This is a genomic window from Polaribacter ponticola, from assembly GCF_026191475.2.
Lineage (GTDB): Bacteria > Bacteroidota > Bacteroidia > Flavobacteriales > Flavobacteriaceae > Polaribacter > Polaribacter ponticola.
The window spans coordinates 813,702-838,154 of the sequence record NZ_JAOSLC020000003.1; the positions used below are offsets into that span (position 1 = coordinate 813,702).

Annotated in this window: 21 protein-coding genes and 1 pseudogene; 12 read left to right on the plus strand and 10 right to left on the minus strand. The window is 29.0% G+C overall.

All coding sequences use genetic code 11. The features are described from left to right. The first annotated feature begins 23 nt into the window (after positions 1-23). Positions 24-923, plus strand: coding sequence for an aminotransferase class V-fold PLP-dependent enzyme (locus tag N5A56_RS08640; protein ID WP_265725090.1), 900 nt, complete (start codon positions 24-26; stop codon positions 921-923). A gap of 248 nt (positions 924-1,171) precedes the next feature. Here the strand turns inward: N5A56_RS08640 and N5A56_RS08645 are convergent, their stop codons facing one another. Then, positions 1,172-1,324: a hypothetical protein gene (locus N5A56_RS08645; RefSeq protein ID WP_265725091.1), complete on the minus strand. Its 153-nt coding sequence runs from the start codon at positions 1,322-1,324 to the stop codon at positions 1,172-1,174. Between the two features lie 16 nt (positions 1,325-1,340). On the opposite strand from N5A56_RS08645, the gene N5A56_RS08650 reads away from it, so the two are divergent. Beyond that, positions 1,341-1,496 (plus strand): hypothetical protein, encoded by a 156-nt coding sequence (locus N5A56_RS08650; RefSeq protein ID WP_265725092.1) that lies wholly within the window; start codon positions 1,341-1,343, stop codon positions 1,494-1,496. A gap of 168 nt (positions 1,497-1,664) precedes the next feature. Here the strand turns inward: N5A56_RS08650 and N5A56_RS08655 are convergent, their stop codons facing one another. The 9 genes and pseudogenes from N5A56_RS08655 to N5A56_RS08695 form a co-directional block, all read right to left on the minus strand. Next, positions 1,665-2,930, minus strand: coding sequence for a penicillin acylase family protein (locus tag N5A56_RS08655; RefSeq protein ID WP_274270339.1), 1,266 nt, complete (start codon positions 2,928-2,930; stop codon positions 1,665-1,667). Then, entirely contained in the window at positions 2,891-3,766 is an 876-nt protein-coding gene (locus tag N5A56_RS08660) for a penicillin acylase family protein (RefSeq protein ID WP_274270340.1), read from the minus strand. Before N5A56_RS08660 ends, N5A56_RS08655 begins: the two co-directional genes overlap by 40 nt. 58 nt (positions 3,767-3,824) lie before the next feature. After that, a complete protein-coding gene (locus tag N5A56_RS08665; protein WP_265725094.1) occupies positions 3,825-5,060 on the minus strand; it encodes a YaiO family outer membrane beta-barrel protein in 1,236 nt (411 codons plus the stop codon). 31 nt (positions 5,061-5,091) lie between these two features. Next, a pseudogene (locus N5A56_RS08670) lies at positions 5,092-6,480 on the minus strand (sulfatase-like hydrolase/transferase); the annotation flags it as partial. Continuing rightward, positions 6,465-7,013, minus strand: coding sequence for an LTA synthase family protein (locus tag N5A56_RS08675; RefSeq protein ID WP_274270341.1), 549 nt, complete (start codon positions 7,011-7,013; stop codon positions 6,465-6,467). The gene N5A56_RS08675 and the pseudogene N5A56_RS08670, both read right to left, overlap by 16 nt. Next, entirely contained in the window at positions 7,010-7,522 is a 513-nt protein-coding gene (locus tag N5A56_RS08680; RefSeq protein ID WP_274270342.1) for a hypothetical protein, read from the minus strand. Before N5A56_RS08680 ends, N5A56_RS08675 begins: the two co-directional genes overlap by 4 nt. A gap of 26 nt (positions 7,523-7,548) precedes the next feature. Continuing rightward, the gene (locus N5A56_RS08685; RefSeq protein WP_265725096.1) at positions 7,549-8,982 is read right to left on the minus strand and encodes a glycosyltransferase family 2 protein; all 1,434 of its coding nucleotides are present in this window, start codon (positions 8,980-8,982) and stop codon (positions 7,549-7,551) included. Beyond that, complete coding sequence (locus N5A56_RS08690; RefSeq protein ID WP_265725097.1) at positions 8,972-10,054, minus strand: HEAT repeat domain-containing protein; 1,083 nt, start codon at positions 10,052-10,054, stop codon at positions 8,972-8,974. Before N5A56_RS08690 ends, N5A56_RS08685 begins: the two co-directional genes overlap by 11 nt. 37 nt (positions 10,055-10,091) lie before the next feature. Next, the gene (locus tag N5A56_RS08695) at positions 10,092-10,460 is read right to left on the minus strand and encodes a response regulator (RefSeq protein WP_265725098.1); all 369 of its coding nucleotides are present in this window, start codon (positions 10,458-10,460) and stop codon (positions 10,092-10,094) included. A 291-nt stretch (positions 10,461-10,751) separates the two neighbouring features. On the opposite strand from N5A56_RS08695, the gene N5A56_RS08705 reads away from it, so the two are divergent. The 10 genes from N5A56_RS08705 (at position 10,752) to N5A56_RS08750 (ending at position 24,453) form a co-directional block, all read left to right on the plus strand. After that, on the plus strand, positions 10,752-10,979 hold the full coding sequence (locus tag N5A56_RS08705; RefSeq protein WP_337994838.1) for a hypothetical protein: 228 nt from the start codon (positions 10,752-10,754) through the stop codon (positions 10,977-10,979). A gap of 20 nt (positions 10,980-10,999) precedes the next feature. After that, the gene (locus tag N5A56_RS08710; protein WP_265725100.1) at positions 11,000-12,556 is read left to right on the plus strand and encodes an NAD(P)/FAD-dependent oxidoreductase; all 1,557 of its coding nucleotides are present in this window, start codon (positions 11,000-11,002) and stop codon (positions 12,554-12,556) included. 54 nt (positions 12,557-12,610) lie between these two features. Further along, entirely contained in the window at positions 12,611-13,807 is a 1,197-nt protein-coding gene (locus N5A56_RS08715) for an alpha/beta hydrolase (RefSeq protein ID WP_265725101.1), read from the plus strand. A 179-nt stretch (positions 13,808-13,986) separates the two neighbouring features. After that, complete coding sequence (locus N5A56_RS08720) at positions 13,987-17,301, plus strand: type ISP restriction/modification enzyme (RefSeq protein WP_265725102.1); 3,315 nt, start codon at positions 13,987-13,989, stop codon at positions 17,299-17,301. A gap of 168 nt (positions 17,302-17,469) precedes the next feature. Then, complete coding sequence (gene trmD, locus N5A56_RS08725) at positions 17,470-18,147, plus strand: tRNA (guanosine(37)-N1)-methyltransferase TrmD (protein WP_265725103.1); 678 nt, start codon at positions 17,470-17,472, stop codon at positions 18,145-18,147. Between the two features lie 65 nt (positions 18,148-18,212). Beyond that, a complete protein-coding gene (locus N5A56_RS08730; RefSeq protein ID WP_265725104.1) occupies positions 18,213-19,691 on the plus strand; it encodes a glycosyltransferase family 39 protein in 1,479 nt (492 codons plus the stop codon). 110 nt (positions 19,692-19,801) lie between these two features. After that, positions 19,802-20,152 (plus strand): 50S ribosomal protein L19, encoded by a 351-nt coding sequence (rplS, locus tag N5A56_RS08735; RefSeq protein WP_265725105.1) that lies wholly within the window; start codon positions 19,802-19,804, stop codon positions 20,150-20,152. Between the two features lie 749 nt (positions 20,153-20,901). Then, positions 20,902-23,112, plus strand: a complete 2,211-nt coding sequence (locus N5A56_RS08740) for an NADP-dependent isocitrate dehydrogenase (protein WP_265725106.1) — start codon at positions 20,902-20,904, stop codon at positions 23,110-23,112. A 94-nt stretch (positions 23,113-23,206) separates the two neighbouring features. Next, on the plus strand, positions 23,207-23,389 hold the full coding sequence (locus tag N5A56_RS08745) for a hypothetical protein (RefSeq protein ID WP_265725107.1): 183 nt from the start codon (positions 23,207-23,209) through the stop codon (positions 23,387-23,389). 197 nt (positions 23,390-23,586) lie between these two features. Beyond that, complete coding sequence (locus tag N5A56_RS08750; RefSeq protein WP_265725108.1) at positions 23,587-24,453, plus strand: efflux RND transporter periplasmic adaptor subunit; 867 nt, start codon at positions 23,587-23,589, stop codon at positions 24,451-24,453.

The window sequence follows — 24,453 nt, forward strand, 5'->3', positions numbered from 1 at the left end:
TAATAGTTAAAAAATTTCAAAAAATGGATATTGAAAAAATTCGAGAACTATTCCCTATAACAGAAAAAGGAATTTTCCTAAATAATGCTTCACAAGCACCTTTAAACTTATTAGTTAATAATAGGCTCTTATCATATCTTCAATTAGAATTAAACCCTATTCACAAAAAAGGATTTAACAGAAATAGTATTCGTTTACCATTATCTAAACTTTTAGGTGGTTCTCCAGAAGAATATGCCTTAACTACAAGTACTGGAAATGGTTTAAATATAATTGCTCAAGGTTTAAAATTTAAAAAAGGTGATAACATTATAATTCCCGAACTAGAACATTGGAACAATAGTTTTCCTTGGCTTCAACTACAAGATAAAGGAGTTGAAATTCGATTTATAAAAATAAATGCTGATAAAAGTTTCGACCCCGAAGCAATAAAAAAACTAATCGATAAAAATACACGAGTAGTTGCATTAGCAGCTGTAAGATTTAATAGTGGTTTTAGACCTAATTTGTCTGAGATTGGTAAAATCACACAAAAACATAATGCTCTTTTTATAGTAGATGCTGCCCAAGCTGCAGGAATGATACCTATTAATGTAGAAAAAGATAATATTGATATAATGGCAGGTTGTGGTTTTAAATGGTTACTTGGTTTACATGGAACTGGTTTTTTATATGTAAACAAACGAGTTATAAATTTAATTAAACCTGTTTTACCCGGAATGTATGCTGCAGAAAAAACTTATGACAAACTTACTTTTTTTGAAGATTCTAGAAAGTTTGAAACCGGAACTATTGCTTATGCCCTTTTTGATGCTTGGTCTGCAGGACTTGAACTAATTCTAAAAATTGGAATAGAAAACATTTACTTAAAAGCATTAGAAAATACTGATTTACTTATTAAAGGACTTCTTAAAAAAATATAAAATTATATCTCCAATAAAAAATATAAATGAACGAACAGCAATAATTCATTTTAATACAGGGTCATTAGATACTACAAAAGAATTATATCGTAAACTCATCAAAGAAAACATTCTTATAACACTTCAAGGAGAAAACATAAGAGTTAGCCCTAATTTTTATACAACTAAAGATGAAATTAAGCTTTTTTTAAACTTGATTTAGCTTTAAAAACAATTATAATACACTTACATTCTAAAATAATTCTATATTAGAAACAGCCGTAATTCACCCTACAATAATGGAAGTACTTGGTCGTTCGGAGCCCTTTTGCACAAGCCGTAATTGCAGATGGTAATTTACCTGTTTGAGCAATTACAGTTCTTAACTCTACAACAGTTCCTCTTAACTTTTTACCCAGCATATTAGACGCTATAACTGTGCTAGAGGGAATCTTAGAAGTTTGTTCTGATCATGGAGTTATTGTTATAGAAAAAACCGCAGAAGAAAGTGCAGAAATACATGATTCTTACAAAAAATTGCACGGAGACGAACATAGGACGAAATGGAGAGATAATCATTTTACGGTAAAATAAGAAACCAAAATACCACATTAATTATTCAACCTGGAGAATAACGTGGTTTTGCTAATTTAAGTTTAACAGTTGGAGTTGTAAAAATGGCCGAAGAAAGTAACCTTTAATTTAAAAAACACTTTTTCTACAACTTTGAAATGGATAATTTAAGTTTACACATTAGAAAATTTAGTCTAAAACCTCTAAAGGATGATAGATTTTAACAGCATTTTTTAAAACCTCATCTTTATTTAAACTCATTTTTTTTAACTTCTGATTTGTATACATTTCCATTTGTGAAGTTGCATGAAAATCTCCTAAATTAGAATTTGAACCATAAGAATTAATAGATTCTATTTCTACTCCGTTTTGCCCAAAACGAACTAACTCTATATAAGATTCACCTACATGAGGCCTGTAAGTACCATTTTTTTGTTTCTTAGAATAAATTGCTGCTAAAACATCTGGAGCTCCACCACTTGGTAAATTTACAGAATCTCTTGTATGCCTTTGCAGCTTACCTAATTCAACTTCTAAAGTGCCGAAATTTGCTAATAATTCTTTTTTTGCTTTTGTTATTCCATAAATACAATCCTCTATAGTTATAGTACCATTTCTAACAATTCTACCCTGCTCCTTTCTTATTTCATCAATATACATGTAAGATAAAATAAATAAAGCAGCAGTAGTATTCTCTTTATCAGATTTTCTATTCCATTTTTTTAATAAAAGAATTGCATCTGCAATTTCTAAATATTTATTTTCATCTAAACCCATCATCAATTCTAAATTAATGGCTTTTGGAATCATCATTTTAGAAGGATATTGATTATCGTATTTTATGCGTTTAAAATCTTTATAAGAAATTGAATCATATTGTTTAATTAATTCTAAAAAACGCAAACTTCTATTATTTTCTAAGCCAAAACTTTGATATCCCATAACCTTATTTAAAGAGGTTTCTTTAGGGTTATTAATAGAGTCTGTAGATGAAAAAGGAGTATTATTCGTATTAAAAACCCAACCACTTTCGGGGTTTAAAACCTGCGGTAAACTATCTATAGAAATAATTTCTTTATCACTCCATAATGTTTTTGATGTGTTTCCTGGTAAAACTTTACTCCAGTTGTAATCCTGATTCCTATTAGGAAAACGTCCATTACTTATGTAATAAATATTATCTTCTTTATCTGCATAAACTATATTTAAAGAAGCTAAACCTCTAATATTTAAAGCTTTTTTAAATTCTTTAAAATTTTTAGCTTTATTCATTCTATACCATTGTTCTGCCATTTTTATGGTTTTACCAACCATAAATCTCCATGCAAAAAAACCATCATCAGTTTTAAAAGTAGGTCCGAATTTACTTTTATAAATAGTTCTATTAACTGGAATTTTAAAAATACTAGCAACTTTTAACCAAGAAGTATATTTTTTTCTTCTAATTCTAACCACTCATTATCAAACTTGTAAAAATTTTCTTTAGACGGATGCATTTCAAGCTTATATACATCGGAAAAATCTGCATGATTTACTGTATGTGCCCAACCAAGATTTTCATTTACACCATGAAAAATACATATTCCACCAGCAAAAGTTCCTCCTAAAATATTTAAACCTTCATCAGAAATTAAATGTGCTTCGTACCAAGAATACCAACCTTCTAAAGGTTGATGCGCATTAATAGCTAAATACGTTTTATTATCTGTTGTTTTATTTTTAGAAATAGCAAAAGCATTAGAACCTTTTGGTACATCAGATTTTAGGTCTTTAATTATAGAGCCGTTAAGAATTTTCATTAAATCCTTACCTGCATGTGAAATTTCTAAATTACCTAATAAATAACCCGTAATAATATCAGCCCCTTTAAGTGGAAAAATTTCTTCTAATAAAACTCTATCTGGATTTAGTTTAGCGTAAGCATTTACTCCAGAAACAAAACTTTCTAAATAAACTTTAAAATCGCCATTAACATCAGTAACATACTTAGTTTCAGCAATTTCCTTTAAGCCCATAAATTTAATTCCGAAATCGGCTACTAAACCATCTTTTCCCTTTATTTCCCCTAGTAAACCTTTACACGCAGCCATAAGCTCTTGTAATGTTTTAAAATCATCTTCGCACTGAGTCCAACCTAAACCATAAGCTACTTCTGCATCTGTTTTAGCTATTATATGAGGAACACCATAAGTATCTCTTGCTATTTTTATATTTATTAATTCTTTAGAAAGTGGTTTTTTATTACATGTACAAAAAAACAATAGAATACTAAATAAAGTTACATTACGCATAAAGAACAGAGTTTTTGTAAAGGTAATAAATCTCTATTTTAATTATAGAGTTTGTAAACTACTTAAATTTAACAGCATAAGAAATCCCTACAGAAGTATATAAAAAATACTCTCCTTTTGCAAAAGGTTTTTCTTCCCTAAAAACACTTGCATTAAAACCCCAAGCATTTTTTTTGTTTTTTGTAGAAAAATAATAACCAACAACTAATTTTTGAGAATCTAAATCAAACACTTCTTTACCTGTAAAACCTGGAATAAATCTATCTAAAGCTGGAGATGCTCCTAAACCTGCTTCTACAGTAAAATAGTTTTCTGCATCACTCCTATATTTTCTATAAATTAAAGTTCCGGACTTACTAGTTCCAGGAGAACCAGGAGTTATATATGTTCTAAACGCCCAATAACTGTTTCCTGTATACCAACCTAATGAACCGGTGTAAATAGTAGTTTCTGAAGAAAATTTAAGCCATCTAAAACCCAAAGATGCCTCAAAACTTTTAGGTAAAGACTTAAACAATTCAAATCCATAACGTTGCGAAGGGTTTAATGAACTTTCTGACCAACCTCCACTTACATAAGCGTATAATCCTTTAGTTATTTTTGGGTACAAATCTATTTCTAATTGATAATTATCTGTTTGAAATCTATTTGAATAATTTACTTTCGTATTTATACTACCATATTTTGTTTGTCTTGAATAAGATAGAGTACTATAATACATATTGTCTCTATCATTCTTATCATAAATATCCATCGAATAATTAATACCAATAGTATTAAATTGTAGAGAAGTTTCTAAAGATCTTTTATAATCTAAAACTCCTTGGTTATTTGGATGCAATTTTAAAGCTTCATTTATAGTAGTTAACGCTTCAGTTCTATTACCTCTATTTAGCTCTGATTTTGCTTTTAGTTGCAATAAATCTGGATCTCCTGGAAAAATACTCAATGACTTATTAGATAATTCTAAAGCTTTATAATATTTTTCTGCGTATTGCTCATTTTTTATATAGGCTATCCAATCTGTTTTTCTTTTATTATTACTCTCTAAAACTCTAGAAAACTCTTTCCTAGCTTTTACATAATTTCCGTCCCAAGAATACGTACTTGCTAAAAATGCTCGAATATCTAAATAATTAGGATATTTTGTTAAAATAAACCTTAAAGAATCTTGAGCCTGAGCACGTTTACCATTAAAAGCTAGTTCTCTAGCAACTTTAAAAGCCGTATCTGGATTACCTTCAAAAACTTTATCTTGTGCATTAATTGGGTTAACGGTAAATAATATAACCATCAAAACCGTTATTGTAATTATTTTTTTCTGATCATTTTAATGATTTTTTAAGTTTGATAAAAACTTTGTTATTTGGTTGTTTTTTTAAGATACTATCAATTATTTTTTTTGCTTTTTTATCTTCCTTCATCGTAGCATAAGCTCTAGCCATTTTAAAAGCAACTTCATCATTATTAATATTTCTTTTAATAGCTTTTTCTATTATCACTTTAGATTTTTCATCTTGAGAAGACCACCAATACATATCTAATAAAGCTAAATAAACATCATCATAATATGGAGATCTTTTTAACGCATTTAATAACTCTTTTTCAGACTCTTCATATTTTCCATCCCAGGCTAATGTTCTACCTTTTAAAATTCTAACATCTGCATAGTTAGGAGATTTCCTTAAAATATAGTCGCAAATTAATCTAGCAGTTTCACGTTCACTATTAAAAGCTTTTTCTCTCGCTTTCATAAACATTTGATCTGCAGACAATCCCTCTGTAAGTTCTTGTAACTTAATATTCTGTTCTGGTGTAAACTTAAACTTAGCAGTAATTACTGCGTCAGAATTTTTTGGATAAAACTTATCATTTTCTGTTACATAAGCATTTAAACTTTTAAACTCTTTAAAGTGAGAAGAAATTTCTTCTAGAACTTTTTTATCAGAAATTTTAGAAATATTAAGATCTTCTCTAATCTTAAATAGATTACCATCAGAATACATAATATCTTTATATACAAAATCATTTACTTTTCCTTTATATCGCATTAACGGAATTTTATGAACATTTCGAAAAGTTGCAGAAGTATCTATTCCAGTCCCAACCCAAGCTGTTTCTTTAGGTAATTCAATATCATAGTTATTAGATAGAAAAGACAATAAACTTGGCGCCACATCAAAATGAGATGAAATCGACTTCATTTTTTGAGGCTTATTAATTAACGGACTGTATATAAAAAACGGTACATTAAATCTGCATAATTTATCTTTTTGAGCAATGGGTATTAATCGATGATCTCCAGTAATTATAAAAATTGTGTTTTTAAACTCTGGACGTTTTTTATAAGACTCTAAAAACATTTTTATACTTGCATCCGCATATAATATGCTTGCAAAAATATCTTTATTGTTTTCTACCTTTCTTTTATCAACATTTATTTCACTATTAGAATTTAAAATTTTATCCACCTTAATTAAATATTCGTCTTTTACCGGAAAATCGAACGGTTCATGAATTGTAGTTGTTGCTATTAAATCGAACCTTGGTGTTGGTATTTCATCTAAAGAACTTAGTGTTTTTTTAAATATTTCAAAATCTGAATATCCCCAAGAAAAACCAGTGGAACCATTTACTGATTTAGGATAAGAACTATCATATTTATTTTCATCAATTATATTTTCTACTCCATTATAGTCTAAAAAATTAATTTTTTTATCAAAACTAGATTGGTCTCCTGAGAAAAATGATGTTGAATATCCATTCTTTTTAAAATGCTAAATAAAGAAACATGTGTTGGCGTATCTTCAATTTCTAGAAATCCTTTTTCTCCAAAAGGCAAAGAGCCAATTAAAGATGGTATTGCTCCAAAAGTTCTACCTGTATTACATAAAAAATTATCCCAATAAAGAGATTCTGGAATAATAGAGTTTAAATAAGGCGTAAAACCACTATAATCTCTATCTCCAACAAATTCAGAACCTAAACCTTCTACTACTATAAATACAATATTTGGTTTTTCTTCTTTAACATTAAAAAATGAACCTAAAACATCTGGTGTTGCGTCCGATGGTTTTAAAAATGGATACTCATTATTACCGTCCATTTTAATAGAATTTACTTCACTTTTTTCTATTTGAAGTTCTATTACATCGGTAATAAAATAATAGGTTTTATTCTGATATTCTTCTTTAGAAAAATTAGAAAAAGTAAATTTTAAAACTATTACAACTAAAGTAGTAATCATAAAAATTCTACCAGAATATTTAAAAAAGTTGTTTTCTTTAGAAAAAAGCAACTAACTAAAAATAGTATTGGAAATATTAGAAAAGTAATAAAGTAAAAAACAGAAGTACTTTCTGATGCAGTTACAGTTAAATAAATATCATCAAAAGAATAACCCAATAAATCTGCTCCTAAGTTTAATAATGTTGTTAAACTGTATTTAGTTAAACTAAACTCTATAATAACTAAAATTGTAAAAATTATTTTGATAACTCTTAAAGGTAATTTTTTCTTCTTTTTAGCTAAAAGATAATAAATTGGAAGAAAAATTAAAAATATGAAGAGAATTGTTAAAAAGTGATTTAAGAACTTAAAGCCTATAAACTCAATAATACTTGGTATTTCTTTTCCACTAAAAAGTGTAGAACACATTTCGAAAAGACTAATTAAACAAAAAGTTAATAGCAAAGAGAAACAGGTAAGTATGTATTTTCTTATCTTCTTATTAATATTTATTTTCTTGTATTTCATTTTAATTGGGGGAATTATTTTTAAAACTAATTTTTAGACAAACCTTTTCTTACCATTACTCCCCATTTTTTCTTTTTATTGAAGTAATAATCATAATTTCCTTTCATAGCAGCATAAAGCACTATTGGATGTAAAACTAGTGGTTCTAAAAAAACAGTTAAAAGTAATTTTAATCCTATACCTTTTTTCTTGTATTGATGATATGTAAACTCTTCTGTAAAAATTGCTACAAAAGAAAAAAGTAAAGAAAAAAGATAGGCAAGTAAAAAAAGACCTAAAACAAAACTCCAACTTATTTGTTGGTAAAAAACTAAGAAAAGAAAATAAAGCATGCCTGTTACCTCTATTAAAGGTGCCATTCTTTCAAAAACAAACCAATATGGAAAACTTAATAAACCAAGTAATCTATATTTTGGATTCATATTTATTTCTTTATGCATTTTTAGAGTTTCAATGGTTCCTCTAGTCCATCTATTTCTTTGAGAAATTAAAATTTTTCTATCATCTGGAGCTTCCGTCCAACAAAGAGGATCTGGTATGTAAGCAACTCTATATTTAAGTTTTTGTTCTTCCATATACTTTCTCATCCTTACAATAATTTCCATATCTTCTCCAACTGTATGGGTGTCATAACCACCAACTTCTATGGCAATTTCTTTATCAAATAAACCAAATGCTCCCGATATAACAAGCAACCCGTTTAATCTAGCCCAAGCCATTCGTCCCAATAAAAAAGACCTTAAATACTCTAATATTTGAGCTCTCTCTATCCATTTATCTGGAAAATTTATTTCTAATAATTTACCATTTTCTATCTTACAAGAATTTGCTATTCTAATTACACCTCCAGATGCTATTACTCTACGATCTGTATACTCTAAAAATGGTTTTACCATTCTCTGTAAAGAATCTTCTAACAATAAACAATCTACATCTATACAAGCTAAATATCTACTTTTACTTATGTTAATTCCACAATTTAAGGCATCTGCTTTTCCTCCATTTTCTTTATCAACAACAATTAATTTATCAAATGCAGGGTTTTTAGATTTAAACACACCTTCTCTTAATTCTTTTGTAGGTATTTTTACATCTATTAGATATTCTACTCTTTCTAAATCATAAGCTTTAATTAATTTTTCTAAACTATCATCTTTACTACCATCATTAACAATTATCACATCATAATTTACATAATGGGTAGATAAAAGAGACCTTACATTTTCAACAATATTTAAACTCTCATTGTAGGCAGGTGCAATAACAGAAATTGAAGGTGCTATACTTGAAGAAAGTAAATCTTTGTGATTTACAAAACTATTTTTCTTTAAATAATCTATTGTTTCATTAGATGAAAATACTGCTAAAATCACATAAGAACCCACAATTAAAACCGTAAAAATGAGGAAAAAATAGTGAAACGTGAGTAAAATACTCCTAATAACCTGATCAAATTCCATAGCTAAAATCTAAAAAGTTAATAATTTTATTATAGGATTCATCATTAGAAGTTTTTTCTAACTTATCATACAAACCTTTATCAACAGTTTTTAAAATCTTTAAAGCTTTGTGTTTAAGCTCAAAGTTGTTACTGCTTATATAATCTAAAACAAAAACGCTATCTGCTATAGTAGCTGTTTTTTCTAATAATTCAAAAAGAGCAATTTGTTCTTTTAAACTAAGTTCTAAAATTTTATTTTTTAATATTTCTTTGGCTTCAGCTACCTCAAAATGAGTTAAAATATCAATTGCTTTTATTCGAACCTCAAAGCTAGAATGATTAATTAATTCTAAAAGAATCTCTTTAGTTTCTAATCTATTAAAGAATTTTACTACATTTAAGATTAATATGATTACATATTTGTTTTCAGATCTTAACCACTTAGTAACATCAATTATTTCATGGTTCTCAAATTTCTCAATTTCTCTTAATAACTGAATCTGATCCCATTCTGACAAAGGTGCTTTTAAGTTATCTAAAAAACTTAATCCCTCATAACCAAACAATTCTAAAAAATATAAATGAGCCTCTCTTCTTACTTCTTCTCTTTTATGATTAATAAATTTAGTAATTAAGTTCTGAGTTCTCTTTATTTTAAACTGCCTTAAATCTTTAATTCCTATTGCTATAATATTCCATTTTTTGCTTCTCAATTTTTTAATTGCAAAGTTTAAAAGCCCTAATTCTTCATACAATTTATGCATTGTTAGAATCATGTTACCAGAAATTTCTCTACTTAATTCAAAAAAAGTATTTGATATTATTTGCCTCTTATTTTTACTTGGTACTCCTTTTTTAAATTTTTTAATAATTTTTTTCTGATTATCGCTAAACTTCTCACCTTCTACATCTTCAGAATACAAAAACTCTATTAAAAGTTGTTCTACATTATTTCTATACTTAATTTTTCGAACTTCTGTTAGCCTAATATTACTTCTTAAAGCTTTTAAATAGAAAATTAAAATAAGTATTACAATACTAAGTATTACAACTAAAGTCCATATTACGCTTTCTACTAAAGGGAAATTCATAATGTATTATAAATGATAATTTAAAAATAGAAATAATTTAGAGTAACATTCTTCTCACTCTAATAGAAAGTTCATTAGGGCTTAAGGGTTTGCCCATAAAATCATTTGCACCTAGATTAAATGCGTTTAAAACCATTTCTTCTTGTCCAGAAGAAGAAAAAACCAAAATTGGTGTTTTACTTTTTAAATGATTCCTAACATGACTAATTACTTCCAAACCACTTACATAATCCATCATAACATCAGTTAAAATTAGATCTGGGTTTTCATTTTCTATTAATTCTAATGCTTCTTTTCCGTTTTTTGCGATTAAAAGTTGATAACCGTCTTTTTCTAAACGAAATTTTAAGAGGAGAGATAATACAGAATTATCTTCTGCAAGAACAATTTTCTTTTTTTCACTCATATTAATGGGGGCTTAATGTTAAAAAAATAACTATTGTTAAATCAAATGTAATAATAAAAACCAAACAAAAACTAAATTCAAGTTTTTAATTATCTTTACCAAACTTTAAAAAGTTATAATTATTCCCCTAAATTAAGTAAAAAATATGGATATTCAAAAGATTTTAACTAGTGATGTTGTTGATTTAACTTCTCTAAAAGCTTTTTCTCATCAGACAAAGATTCTTTAATACAACTTATTGGTGTTTATTTATCAGATACAACGCCAAGAGTTACCACATTAGAAGAAAGTATTACAACTGTAGATTATGATGCTGTAAGAAGTATTTGTCACTTTTTAAAATCATCATTAGGCCTTATGGGTGTTGGTTGTTTAGATGAAATTGCCGCACTAGAAAAACAAGCACAAAACAATGAACCAGAAGCAGTTATAAAAGAACGACTAAACTACGTTGTACCTATATGTAAGGCAAGCATTATTGAATACAAATTAATTTTAGATAGATTAGAAGCACTATAATTTTTTACAACTCTTATTAAATGATAAAAGAAATTCAGCTACGTGTAAATTTAGTAGAAGAACGCAAAGAAAATATACTTTTACACAAAGCTTCTAAAAAAATAGGAGTTGCTAAATCAGAAATTACTGGTGTTAAAGTTTTACGTAAATCTATCGATGCACGTAAAAAAGAGATTATCTTTAACTACAAAGTTGCAGTTTATATAAACGAAAAAGTATCTGAAAAGTCCGATTATACTTTTGACTACAAAGATGTTTCTAACGCTAAAGAAGTTCATATAATTGGTTTTGGCCCAGCAGGAATGTATGCTGCCCTACGCTGTATAGAACTGGGATACAAACCCATAGTTTTAGAACGCGGAAAAAATGTACAAGATAGAAGACGAGATTTAAAAGCAATAAATCAAGATCATTTTGTAAATGAAGATTCGAATTATTGTTTTGGAGAAGGTGGTGCTGGTACATATTCTGATGGAAAACTATATACACGTTCTTTAAAACGAGGCGATGTAAGGCGAATTTTTGAAAACTTAGTTTATCATGGAGCAACAGATCAAATTTTAGTTGATGCGCATCCACATATTGGAACCAATAAACTCCCAAAAATAATTGAAAATATTCGTGAGAATATTATAAAATTTGGTGGAGAAATTCATTTTAAAAGTAGAGTTACCGATTTTAAAATAAAGAACAATAAGTTACAAGCCATTCAGCTTCAAAACGGAGCAGAAATGACTGTAAATTCAGTTATTTTGGCAACTGGTCATTCTGCAAGAGATATTTACGAATTGTTGCATAAAAAAGAAATTGCCTTAAAAGCAAAATCTTTTGCAATGGGCGTTCGTGTAGAACATCCTCAAGAAATTATAGATCAAATTCAATATCATTGTAGCGGAGAAAGAGATGAACTTTTACCTGCTGCTGCGTATAGTTTAGTGCACCAAGTAAACGAACGAGGAGTATATTCTTTTTGTATGTGTCCTGGAGGGTTTATTGTACCAGCTGCCACAGCTAATGGTGAAGTGGTTGTAAACGGTATGTCGCCAAGTAGAAGAAATAATAAGTTTGCAAATTCGGGTATTGTTGTAGAACTAGATATTGATAAAGATTTTAAAAAATATGAAAAATTTGGACCTTTAAAAGGTCTAGAATTTCAAAAAGATTTAGAAAAAATAGCTTTTTTTGCTGGTGGAAGAACTCAAACAGCTCCAGCACAAAGATTGGTAGATTTTGTTGATGGAAAGTTATCGCCAGAATTAAATGAGACTTCTTATCAACCAGGATTAAAATCGGCTCCACTACACTCTCTTTTACCAAAAATTATTGGTAGTAGATTGCGAAAAGGTTTTGCTGCTTTTGGTCAAAAAATGCATGGGTATCACACAAATGAAGCGAATATAATTGGGGTTGAGTCTAGAACTTCATCTCCAGTTAACATACCAAGAAAAGAAAGTTTAGAACACCCAGAAATTGAAGGTTTATTTCCTTGTGGAGAAGGTGGTGGTTACGCTGGTGGTATTATTTCTGCTGCTATGGATGGTGAGCGTTGCGCTGAAGCTGCTATTGCAAATTTGTGAAAATTTTTAACATTAAATAACTAAAAGTTTTTTGTATAAAAACTAGACCACACAATGTCAAAAAAAGATTCAGAACTACAAGGTCTTATTCATTTAATTATGGATGCAACTGTTGGTGTAACCGATTTGGTTGAATCCATGCACAAGCAAGTGATTCAACCACCTTTTTTGCCAACAACTACACTACAAAAAGCAATCACTAAAATTGCTGGTATCACTTATAATAATATTCGTTGGAGTACTTTATTTGTAGGTAAAAACTTGCATAAAATAGTTTCGAAACTAACACCCGTAATTGGTAATTTAAAGGCTTCTGATAAAAAAGAAATCATCCTTTCTGTTTTAAATGGTGTTATTGGCGATTATTTAGAGGAAAAAGAAAATCCTTTAAAAATTACAATGCAATTCCGTAATCAAGCAAAAGCGTTTATTATTGATAAAAAAAGTATCGAACAGACCTATTCTAAAATTAATGGTAAAATATTATTAATGGTGCATGGTTCTTGTATGAGCGATATTCAATGGACACACAAAAACCATAATCACGGAAAAACAATTGCTAAAGATTTACAAAAAACCGCTGTTTTCCTTAATTACAACAGCGGAAAACACGTTTCTACCAACGGAAAAGAATTTAGCCAACAATTAGAAAAACTTGTAACAAAATGGCCAGTTCCTATAACAGAATTAACAATTATTGCGCACAGTATGGGCGGTTTAGTTACCAGAAGCGCTATTTATTATGGTGAACAGCAAAAAAATAATTGGACTAAACTCCTTAATAAGGTTGTTTATTTAGGTACTCCTCATCATGGTTCTCATGTAGAACGCACAGGTAATTATTTAGATATTATTTTGGCTGAAACGCCCTATTTAAAGCCTTTTGCAAAATTAGCCAAAATTAGAAGCGCTGGTGTTACAGATTTAAGATACGGTAATTTAGTTGATGAAGATTGGTTGCATAAAGATAGATTTGAACTTAAAAAAGATACAAGACAACACATTCCACTATCTAAAAATATCAATTTTTACAGTATTGCAGCTGTAACAGGTAAAGAAACAGATGCTTTGTCTAAACAAATTTTTGGAGACACTTTAGTTGATGTAAAAAGCGCTTTAGGGCAACATAAAAACCCAAATAAAAATTTAAGCTTTAAAAAAGAAAATTGTTGGATTGCTTACCAAAACAATCATTTAGATTTATTAAACAATCCTAAAATTGTAAACAAATTAAAAGAATGGTTGGCGTAAACTTCTTTACATTTTTTTAAAGTATTTTTAAAGCGGTTTCTTATATTTCTAATCTTAGTTATGCTTGTTTTTTAAGTTATTTTCTGATAAATTTGAAGACTTCAGTATTTTAACTACAAAAATTATGCTGAAAGCTAAAAAGTTATTTTTAGCACATCAAAAAAAATTGAAAAAGAAAAATGACTTTAGAAAGCTATATCGATAATTTAAACCAACGTTATACACTTGGTAACGCCACAGAACATACTTTTAGAGGCGATTTACAACAACTACTAGAAACCATTTTACCAGAAATTAGAGCTACAAACGAGCCTAAAAGACAATCTTGTGGTGCGCCAGATTATATATTAACAAAAAAAGACATTCCGGTTGGGTTTATAGAAGCCAAAGATATTGGCGATAAAGATTTAGTAGGTAAAAAGAAAACAGGTAATAAAGAACAATTTGATAGATACAAAGCCTCTTTAACCAATCTTATTTTTACAGATTACATAGATTTTCACATCTATCAAGATGGCGAGTTTATTACCAAAATTGCCATAGCAGAAATTGTAGACAATCAAATAAAACCTATTGCAGAAAATTTTGACCGTTTTACCAACTTAATTAAAGATTTTACAACACATATTAGCCAAAATATAAAAAGCTCTAAACGTTTGGCAGAAATGATGGCAGGTAAAGCTCGTTTATTGTCCGACGTTATAGAAAATGCTTTAAATAGTGATGAAACGCATCAAGAAAACAGTACTTTAAAAGAGCAAATGTTGGCTTTTAAAGATATTTTAATTCATGATATTACTCCCAAAGGTTTTGCAGATGTATATGCACAAACTATTGCGTATGGTATGTTTGCAGCACGTTTGCACGACCCAACTTTAAATACATTTAGCAGACAAGAAGCTGCGGAATTAATACCAAAATCGAACCCGTTTTTAAGAAAACTGTTTGGTTATATTGCAGGCCCAGATATAGACGATCGTATAAAATGGATTGTAGAAAACCTATCAGAAATATTTTTGGCTTGTAATGTTGAAGAAATCTTAAAAAATTACGGAAAAGCCACAAAAATGGAAGATCCAATCATTCATTTTTACGAAACTTTTTTAGCAGAATACGATCCTAAATTACGAAAAGCAAGAGGTGTTTGGTACACGCCTGCTCCTATTGTTAATTTTATTGTGAGAGCGGTAGACGATATTTTAAAAACCGAATTTAATTTACCACAAGGTCTTGCAGATACAAGCAAAACTACTGTAAAAGTAAAAACAGATATTGCCAATAAAAATTTTAAAAGTGGTTATAAAGAAGTTGATAAAGAAGTACACAAAGTACAAATTTTAGACCCAGCAACAGGTACAGGAACTTTTTTAGCAGAAGTAATAAAACACGTTCATAAAAAATTTAAAGGGCAATCTGGTATTTGGAGCTCTTATGCCGAAAAAGATTTATTACCACGTTTAAATGGTTTTGAGTTGCTAATGGCATCTTATGCAATGGCACATTTACAAATAGATTTACTGCTAAAAGAAACCGGCTATATCCCGTCATTGCGAGGAACGAAGCAATCTACACAACGGACTAAAATTTACCTAACCAATAGTTTAGAAGAATACCACCCAGATACAGGAACACTTTTTGCAAATTGGTTAAGTAGCGAAGCTAATGAAGCCAACCATATTAAAAGAGATACGCCTGTAATGTGTATTATTGGAAACCCGCCTTATGCAGTTAGTAGCACAAATAAAAATGAATGGATTGATAAACTTTTAAAAGATTATAAGAAAGATTTAAATGAGAGGTCATATAACTCACTTTCCGATGATTATGTTAAATTCATTAGATATGGACAACATTATATAGAAAAAAATGAAACCGGAATATTAGCATATATTTCGAATAATAGTTTTATTGATGGAATTGTTTTTCGGCAAATGAGAAAGAATCTTCTACAAAATTTTGATAAAATTTACATTCTTGATTTACATGGAAACGCTAAGAAAAAAGAAGTTACACCTGATGGTTCCACAGACCAAAATGTTTTTGATATTATGCAAGGTGTTTCCATCAACATTTTTGTAAAAACTGGAACTAAAAAGAAAAATGAATTAGGGAAAATATTTCAATATGATTTACAAGGGAAAAGAGAATTTAAGTATGATTTTTTAAAAGATAATAATTTTAAAGACATCACTTTTAATGAAGTTTCATTTAGTAATCCTAATTATTTCTTTGTTCCAAAAGATGAACTTAAAATGGGAGCTTACGAAAAAGGGTTCTCTATCAAAGACTTTTTTAAAATAGGTGCTACAGGTATAATCACAGAACGCGATGCCCTAACTATTCACTTTCAAGAAGAAACCTTAAATACTGTATTAAAAGATATTAAAATATTAGACACAGAAGAGTTTAGAAATCGACATACTCCAAAAAAAGATGGTAGAGATTGGAAAGTTAGTTACGCAAAAAATGATGTCTTAAATAATTCTGGTAAAATAATTGATGTCCTCTATCGTCCATTTGATATTAGAAAAAGTTTTTATACTGGAAAAAGCAAAGGTTTTATGGCTTATCCAAGAAATAAAGTTATGTTCCATATGGTAAATAAAAATAACTTAGGATTATCATTTTCAAGACTTGTAGTTGGAAATATAGATTGGAGAGATGTTTTTGTTACAAACAAAGTTATAGAAAAAGGAATAATGGCAATGAGAGTTAGTAATAACGCTCCTCTTTTCCCTCTCTACTTATATCCAGAAGAAACCAACCAAACATCTACAGAAAAATCATCCGTAGAAAGAATACCAAATTTAAACCCAAAAATTGTTGCATCAATTGCTAAAAAAGTTGGATTGGAGTTTATTGCAGAAAGAGCAGAAGAACTAAATTTAGACAATTATTTAGAAGGTTTTCCTGGAGAATTTAGCCCAATAGATTTGTTAGATTATATCTACGCAGTTTTACATTCGCCAACATACAGAGAAAAATACAAAGAGTTTCTAAAAATCGATTTTCCAAGAGTTTCATATCCAAATAATCCGTATACATTTTGGAGATTAGTTAGTTTAGGTACAAAACTTAGAAAATTACATCTTTTAGAAAGCGAAAAAGTAAACGAATTTATTACCAACTATACAGGAGAAGGCGATAATATCATCCGCAGAAAATTAACCAAAACCGATATTGGTTTTGAGCCAAATGTTATTGCGAATGGAGTGAAGCAATCTGCTGATAAAAATGAGATTGCTTCGTCGCAAACTCCTCGCAAAGACGTTCTAGGTAAAGTCTGGATAAACGACACGCAGTATTTTGATAACGTGCCACTAATTGCTTGGGAGTTTTATATTGGCGGTTATCAGCCAGCACAAAAATGGCTAAAAGATAGAAAAGGACGCGTTTTAGAGTTCGATGATATTTTTCATTATTCTAAAATAATTGTTTCGCTCACAGAAACACATAGAATTATGCAAGAAATAGATGCTATAGAAATTGAGTAGGTTTTATTACAAGAAACTATCAGTTCTAGTGATTTCGAATTTTTAGAAGAAATTGCACTGAATCAAGTTAAGCAGAACTATCGAGAAGTAAAAACATTTTAAACAAATTAATTCGTATTCATTTAATTTAATAATTCATAAACCCAACAAATTACTACATTTGCAAATATGCGAATAGACATTATTTCAGTAGCACCCAATTTATTAGAAAGTCCGTTTAATCATTCTATACTAAAACGTGCGCAAGACAAAGGTTTGGCAGAAATTATTGTGCACGATTTACGTGCTTACGGTTTGGGTAATTACAAACAAATAGACGACACACAATTTGGTGGTGGCGCAGGTATGGTTATGATGATTGAGCCGATTGCAAATTGTATTAAAAAATTGCAAGCAGAAAGAACGTATGATGAAGTTATTTATATGACACCAGATGCAAAAACATTAAATCAATCTACTGCAAATACACTTTCTTTAAAAGAAAACATTCTAATTTTAACAGGACATTATAAAGGTGTAGACCAAAGAATTAGAGACAAATACATTACCAAAGAAATTTCTATTGGCGATTATGTGTTAACTGGTGGCGAATTAGCTGCAGCTGTTTTAGTAGACGCTGTTGTGCGTTTAATACCTGGTGTTATTGGCGATGAACAATCTGCATTAACAGATTCTTTTCAAGATAATTTATTATCGCCTCCCGTTTTTACAAGACCTGCAGAATTCGAAGGCATGAAAGTACCCGATATTTTACTGTCTGGTAATTTTCCTAAAATTGACGATTGGAGAAGCGAACAAGCTTATAAAAGAACCGAAGAAATAAGACCCGATTTACTGGAAGACTAAAAACAAAGTGATCTAACATACTGAACTTGTTTTCAGTATCTTCGCTTAAATTTTACAAAAACAATTTGGATACAATAACTACATTTATAAAAAATAACAAAGCCATTTCTTGGATTTTGGGCTTTCAATTATTTAGATTATTGTTACTCCCATTTATGGGGTTAATGCCACAAGATGCTTACTATTATTTGTACGGTCAGAATTTATCGTTTTGTTACTTCGACCATCCTGGTATGATTGGTTATCTATTAAGGTTCTTTACAGATGTTTTTGGTCAATCTATTTTTGCAATAAAATTTGCCGATTTTGTAATAACATCAATAACGTTACTTAGTTTTTACAAATTAGCATCTTACTTTTTATCAAAAGAAAAATTACAAAGAGCTTTTGTTTTAGTGGCATCTACAATCTTTATTTCCATTTTATCCTTTAACTCAACACCAGATGTACCTTTATTATTATTCTGGACTTTAAGCTTAATCTGTTTATACAAGGCAATTTTCGAAGACAAAAAAATGTTTTGGATACTTGGAGGTATTGCAATGGGATTAGCATTCCACTCTAAATACACCTCTTTATTATTACAAATTGGTTTAATTGCATTTGTAATTTTCTCTAACAAATACAGAAAATTATTACTTTCTCCTTGGTTTTGGTTATCTCTACTAATTTCTGCTGCAGTAACTCTCCCAGTTTGGTATTGGAATTACCAAAACGAGTTTGCTTCTTTTGCTTTCCAAACCTCAGAAAGAACAAGTTCTATTACCGAGTTTAAATTTTCTTCAAAATATTTCTTTGGTGCAATTGGGCATCAAATGTTCTTATTATTACCGGTATTATTTTTAATATTTATCACCTTTACTTTTAAATATTTTAAAAGAGCATTGTTAAGATTTAAAATTCCGCAAGGAAAAACATTGTTTCTTTTAGTATTTTTCATTCCTACTTTTGTTGGTTTCTTTGCCCTTACTCCTATTTATTGGGTAAAATTAAATTGGATGATGCCATCATATATTACAGGTATTATTTTAGCAGGTATGTTTGTAACTAAAAAATTATTGAAAATTCAAATTATCTTTTCAATTGTATTTCATGTACTTTTTAGCATTCAAATTCTATTTTATGTAGCTCCTATTAAAAGTGATGATACTTGGGTTGGATGGAAAGAATTAGCTTTAAAAACAGAAAAATTACAACAAAAAGATATAAATACCTTTGTTTTTTCTGATGATAATTACAAAACGTCTGCTTGCTTAAACTTTTTTATGAAAGAAAAGGTTTACGCACAGAACATCATAGGAAAACCTGCATTACATTTTGATTATTTAGGCGATGATTTATCTATCTTAAAAGGAAAGAATGCAATTTTTATAGACTCAGATAAACGTTTTAAGGACAACGAAAAACTGGGTGAGATAAATCCACTTTTAAAAACGTACTTTAAAGAAGTAATTGAATTAAAGCCAATTATCATTAAAATAAATAAAAATCAAAGTAGAAAATTTTGGGTTTTTTATTGTACTGACTATCAACCTAAAAAATAATTGATTTTAGTTTTATCAACTAAAAAAAGAACTATTTTTGCAACCGCTAAATTAACCTCTGACGAAGAAATCGTGAATGTTGTTTTACAAAACCAATTAAATTAAAAGATATGGAATCTTTAATAAAATTTGTACAAGACGAATTTGTAACAAAAAAAGAATTTGCAGAATTTGCTGCTGGTGATACAATTACTGTGTATTACGAAATTAAGGAAGGAAACAAAACTAGAACTCAGTTTTTTAGAGGTGTAGTAATTCAAAGAAGAGGAGCTGGTCTTTCTGAAACTTTTACAATCAGAAAAATGTCTGGTACTGTAGGTGTAGAAAGAATTTTTCCTGTAAACTTACCTTCTATTCAAAAAATTGAAGTTAACAAAAGAGGTAAAGTTAGAAGAGCAAGAATCTTTTACTTTAGAGGTCTTACTGGTAAAAAAGCTAGAATTACTGAAAAAAGAAGATAATCTCTTTTTACAAAATATAAAAAAAGCGTTGTGAATTTTCACAACGCTTTTTTTAGTTAACAAATGTTGATAACTGTAGTTGATAGATTGTTGATTACTAATTTATTAAAAACTTATTACTTTAAAAAAAGTAATTTATATTTACGTAAGTATTTACTACTAATCGAACTTAACTGTTTTCATAAATTAATAATTATTGATTGTAAATACATAAAGTAACGTTCTTTATACATATTGTTTGTAAGAAAAAATAGATTCTATAGCTATCTTCACATAAAAGTGATTGCTATAACTTAAAACTGTTTTCTATGAGAATAAAAAACTGATTAAAATATCTTTTTTAGTAAGACAGCAATAGAAACATTTCTAAAAATTTTAAAGATGCAAAATGTAGAATTAAAATTTAAAGATGTTTCAAAACTGAAATAATAACCTATAATTTCTTTGTAAGAAGAAATACAAGTATAACAACTTGTTTGGATTGTAGTTAATACAAAACAGTATAAAAATTATTTCAAAGAAGCCATATCAAAGCAAGAAATTGTTTGATATGGCTTTTGTTTTTATACAAAAAGTACGCAAAAGACTTACAATTATTAATTACGCAAAAAAAGCCCTTAATTAATAAGATTTTACTAACATTTTTTTAATCTTAAATTCATAAATTTGTTCCGCTTTAAGCGAAAAGGTTTTCGTACAGAAACTAAATACTTTTTTACTTAAATAATCTAAACAACTTTTTAACACATATGGCTAAAATAATATACACAAAAACAGATGAAGCACCAGCTTTAGCAACACGTTCTTTTCTACCAATAGTAAAGGCTTTTACTAAATCTTCTGATATAGAAATTGAAACTAAAGATATTTCTTTAGCTTCAAGAATTTTAGCAAATTTATCTGATTACTTAACAGATGATCAAAAAGTTGAAGATGCATTAGCAGTATTAGGAGATTTAGCTAAAAAACCAGAAGCAAATATTATTAAGCTACCAAACATTAGTGCTTCTGTACCACAATTAAAAGATGCAATTTCTGAATTACAAAATTTAGGGTATGCTATTCCAGATTACCCAGAAGAAGTAAAAACAGAGGAAGACAAAGCTGTATTAGCTTTATATAACAAAGTAAAAGGTTCTGCTGTAAACCCAGTTTTACGTGAAGGAAACTCAGACAGAAGAGCTCCAAAAGCAATAAAAAACTACGCTCGTAAAAACCCTCATTCTATGGGAACTTGGAACGCAGATTCTAAAACTCATGTTGCAACCATGACAGAAGGTGATTTTGCTCATAACGAGAAATCTGTTACTGTTAATACTGCAACTTCTGTAAATATTGAGTTTACTGGCTCTAACGGAAGTAATTTTTTACTTAAAAAAGGAATTTCTTTATTAGACGGAGAAATTATAGATGCAACAGTAATGAGTAAAAAAGCATTGCTTACTTTTTTAGACAACGAAATTACTGATGCTACAGAAAACAATATATTACTTTCATTACACATGAAAGCAACAATGATGAAGGTTTCTGACCCAATCATTTTTGGACATGCTGTAAAAACATATTTTAAAGAATTATTTGAAAAACATGGAGACACTTTTGATGAAATTGGTGTTGATGTAAATAATGGTTTTGGAAACTTATTAAGTAACCTTGATGAAGTTTCTGCTGAAAAAAAAGCAGAAATTTTAGCTGATATTGATGCTATTCTTACAAAGAATGCAGATTTAGCAATGGTAAATTCTGATAAAGGAATTACAAACCTTCATGTACCTTCTGATGTAATTATTGATGCATCTATGCCTGCAATGATTAGAACATCTGGTCAAATGTGGAATGGAGAAGGAAAGTTACAAGATACAAAAGCAATAATCCCAGATAGTTCTTACGCTGGTATTTATACTGCAACTATAGATTTCTGTAAAAAGCATGGTGCTTTCGACCCAACAACAATGGGAACTGTTCCTAATGTTGGTTTAATGGCTCAAAAAGCAGAAGAATATGGTTCTCATGATAAAACATTTGAAATTGTTGCAGACGGAAAAGTACAAATAATTGATGCAAACGGAACAGTTCTTTTAGAACATACTGTTGAGGCTGGAGATATCTGGAGAATGTGTCAAACCAAAGATTTACCTATTCAAGATTGGGTAAAGTTAGCTGTTACAAGAGCAAGAGCTTCTAAAACACCTGCTGTTTTTTGGTTAGATAAAAACAGAGCTCATGATGCAGAAATTATTAAAAAAGTAAATACATATTTACCAAACCATGATACGTCTGGTTTAGATATTAGAATTTTATCTCCAATAAAAGCCACTGAATTTACTTTAGAAAGAATAATTAAAGGAGAAGACACTATCTCTGTTTCTGGTAACGTTTTACGTGATTATTTAACAGACTTATTTCCTATTTTAGAAGTTGGTACTTCTGCAAAAATGTTATCAATTGTACCGTTAATGAATGGTGGTGGTTTATTTGAAACTGGTGCTGGTGGTTCTGCTCCTAAACACGTGCAACAATTTATTAAAGAAAATCATTTACGTTGGGATTCTTTAGGTGAGTTTTTAGCATTAGCAGTTTCATTAGAGCATTTAGGTAACACTACAAACAACTCAAAAGCCTTAGTTTTAGCTGAAACTTTAGACGATGCAACAGATAAGTTTTTAGATAACGATAAATCTCCTTCTAGAAAGGTTGGCGAATTAGACAATAGAGGTTCTCATTTCTATTTAGCTTTATATTGGGCACAAGGTTTAGCAAATCAAAATAAAAATGAAGCTTTAAAAGCTGAATTTTCTTCTATTGCTAAGTCTTTAAGTGATAATGAAGAAAACATCATTTCTGAGTTAAACAATATTCAAGGAAATTCTTTAAACATAGGTGGTTATTATAATCCTACTGAAGAATTAGCTACAGAATCTATGAGACCTAGTAAAACTTTAAATAGTATTTTAGCTTAATTTTAAGTTAAATATTCTTAAAACATTAACAAAAAAGAGTGCTTTATAGCACTCTTTTTTCATTAGTTTTGGTTTTCAATCAAACTAAAAACTAATGAATAAGAAAAAAATTGCAATTATTTCTGTAATTGCTTTGGTATTAATTTACCTAGCATATAATTATTTTTCTACTTCTAACGAAGATGAAGTCTATTTAACTTCTAAAGTAAAAAAAGGCGATTTCATTAGTGAAGTTATTACTTCTGGTGAAGCGCAATCTACAAGTTTAAAAAAATAAATGGGCCAGATAATCTTAGAAAATTTAGGTTAAACAACCTAAAAATTCAAGATTTAGTATCTGAAGGAACTATAGTTAAAAAAGGAGATTATGTTGGTAGGCTCGACCCTAGTAGTGTAAATGAACAAATTTTAGATGCTCGTTTAAATCTTGAAACTGCACAATCTAAATACACTCAGCAACAATTAGACACTACATTGTCTTTAAAACAAGAAAGAAACTCTATTAAAGATTTAAAATTTACAATGGAGGAAACTAAGTTGGAGTTAAAGCAGTCTATTTATGAGCCACCTGCAACTATAAAAAAGTTAGAAATTAATCTAGAAAAAGCAAATAGGGGGTTAAAAGAAAAATTAGAAAACTATAAAATTAAAAAAAGACAAGCCAATGCTAAAATGGTAGAAGTTGGCACACAAGTTTCTAAAATAAATAAAAAACTTACCGATTTATTAAAATTATTAGAATCGTTTACAATTTTTTCTAACGGAAACGGAATGATTACTTATGATAAAAATTGGGACGGTTCTAAAAAGAAAGTAGGATCATCTATTAGTCCTTGGAATCCAACTATTGCAAGTTTACCAGATTTAACCAAAATGGAATCTAAAACCTACGCAAATGAAGTAGATATTAGAAAAATTAAAAAAGATTTACCTGTAAAAATTGGTTTTGACGCTTTCCCAGATGTACAAATGGAAGGTATTGTTACAGATGTAGCTAATGTTGGAGAAAAGAAAAGAGGTTCTGATATTAAAGTTTTTCAAGTTTTAATAAAATTAAAAGGCTCTAATAAAAACATTAGACCAGGTATGACCACATCTAATAAAATACTAACTTTTGAAAGAAAAGAAGTTTTAAGCATACCTTTAGAAGCTGTTTTTTCTAAAGATACAATTACTTATGTATACGCTAAATCTGGTTTTTCAATCTCAAAAAGACAGGTTAAAATTGGAGATTCAAATAACGATTCAGTTATAATAACCGAAGGACTAACTGAAGATGATGTAGTTTACTTAAATAAACCAGAAGGATACGATGCCACGCAAATATCTAAACTAAATTAG

Bases quoted from the DNA above. Each gene is read 5' to 3' on its own strand.
- N5A56_RS08640 (WP_265725090.1), top strand. From the start codon at position 24: ATGGATATTGAAAAAATTCGAGAACTATTCCCTATAACAGAAAAAGGA.
- N5A56_RS08645 (WP_265725091.1), bottom strand. From the start codon at position 1,324: ATGCTGGGTAAAAAGTTAAGAGGAACTGTTGTAGAGTTAAGAACTGTA.
- N5A56_RS08660 (WP_274270340.1), bottom strand. From the start codon at position 3,766: ATGCGTAATGTAACTTTATTTAGTATTCTATTGTTTTTTTGTACATGT.
- N5A56_RS08665 (WP_265725094.1), bottom strand. From the start codon at position 5,060: ATGGTTATATTATTTACCGTTAACCCAATTAATGCACAAGATAAAGTT.
- N5A56_RS08675 (WP_274270341.1), bottom strand. From the start codon at position 7,013: ATGATTACTACTTTAGTTGTAATAGTTTTAAAATTTACTTTTTCTAAT.
- N5A56_RS08680 (WP_274270342.1), bottom strand. From the start codon at position 7,522: ATGAAATACAAGAAAATAAATATTAATAAGAAGATAAGAAAATACATA.
- N5A56_RS08685 (WP_265725096.1), bottom strand. From the start codon at position 8,982: ATGGAATTTGATCAGGTTATTAGGAGTATTTTACTCACGTTTCACTAT.
- N5A56_RS08690 (WP_265725097.1), bottom strand. From the start codon at position 10,054: ATGAATTTCCCTTTAGTAGAAAGCGTAATATGGACTTTAGTTGTAATA.
- N5A56_RS08695 (WP_265725098.1), bottom strand. From the start codon at position 10,460: ATGAGTGAAAAAAAGAAAATTGTTCTTGCAGAAGATAATTCTGTATTA.
- N5A56_RS08710 (WP_265725100.1), top strand. From the start codon at position 11,000: ATGATAAAAGAAATTCAGCTACGTGTAAATTTAGTAGAAGAACGCAAA.
- N5A56_RS08715 (WP_265725101.1), top strand. From the start codon at position 12,611: ATGTCAAAAAAAGATTCAGAACTACAAGGTCTTATTCATTTAATTATG.
- N5A56_RS08720 (WP_265725102.1), top strand. From the start codon at position 13,987: ATGACTTTAGAAAGCTATATCGATAATTTAAACCAACGTTATACACTT.
- trmD (WP_265725103.1), top strand. From the start codon at position 17,470: ATGCGAATAGACATTATTTCAGTAGCACCCAATTTATTAGAAAGTCCG.
- rplS (WP_265725105.1), top strand. From the start codon at position 19,802: ATGGAATCTTTAATAAAATTTGTACAAGACGAATTTGTAACAAAAAAA.
- N5A56_RS08740 (WP_265725106.1), top strand. From the start codon at position 20,902: ATGGCTAAAATAATATACACAAAAACAGATGAAGCACCAGCTTTAGCA.
- N5A56_RS08745 (WP_265725107.1), top strand. From the start codon at position 23,207: ATGAATAAGAAAAAAATTGCAATTATTTCTGTAATTGCTTTGGTATTA.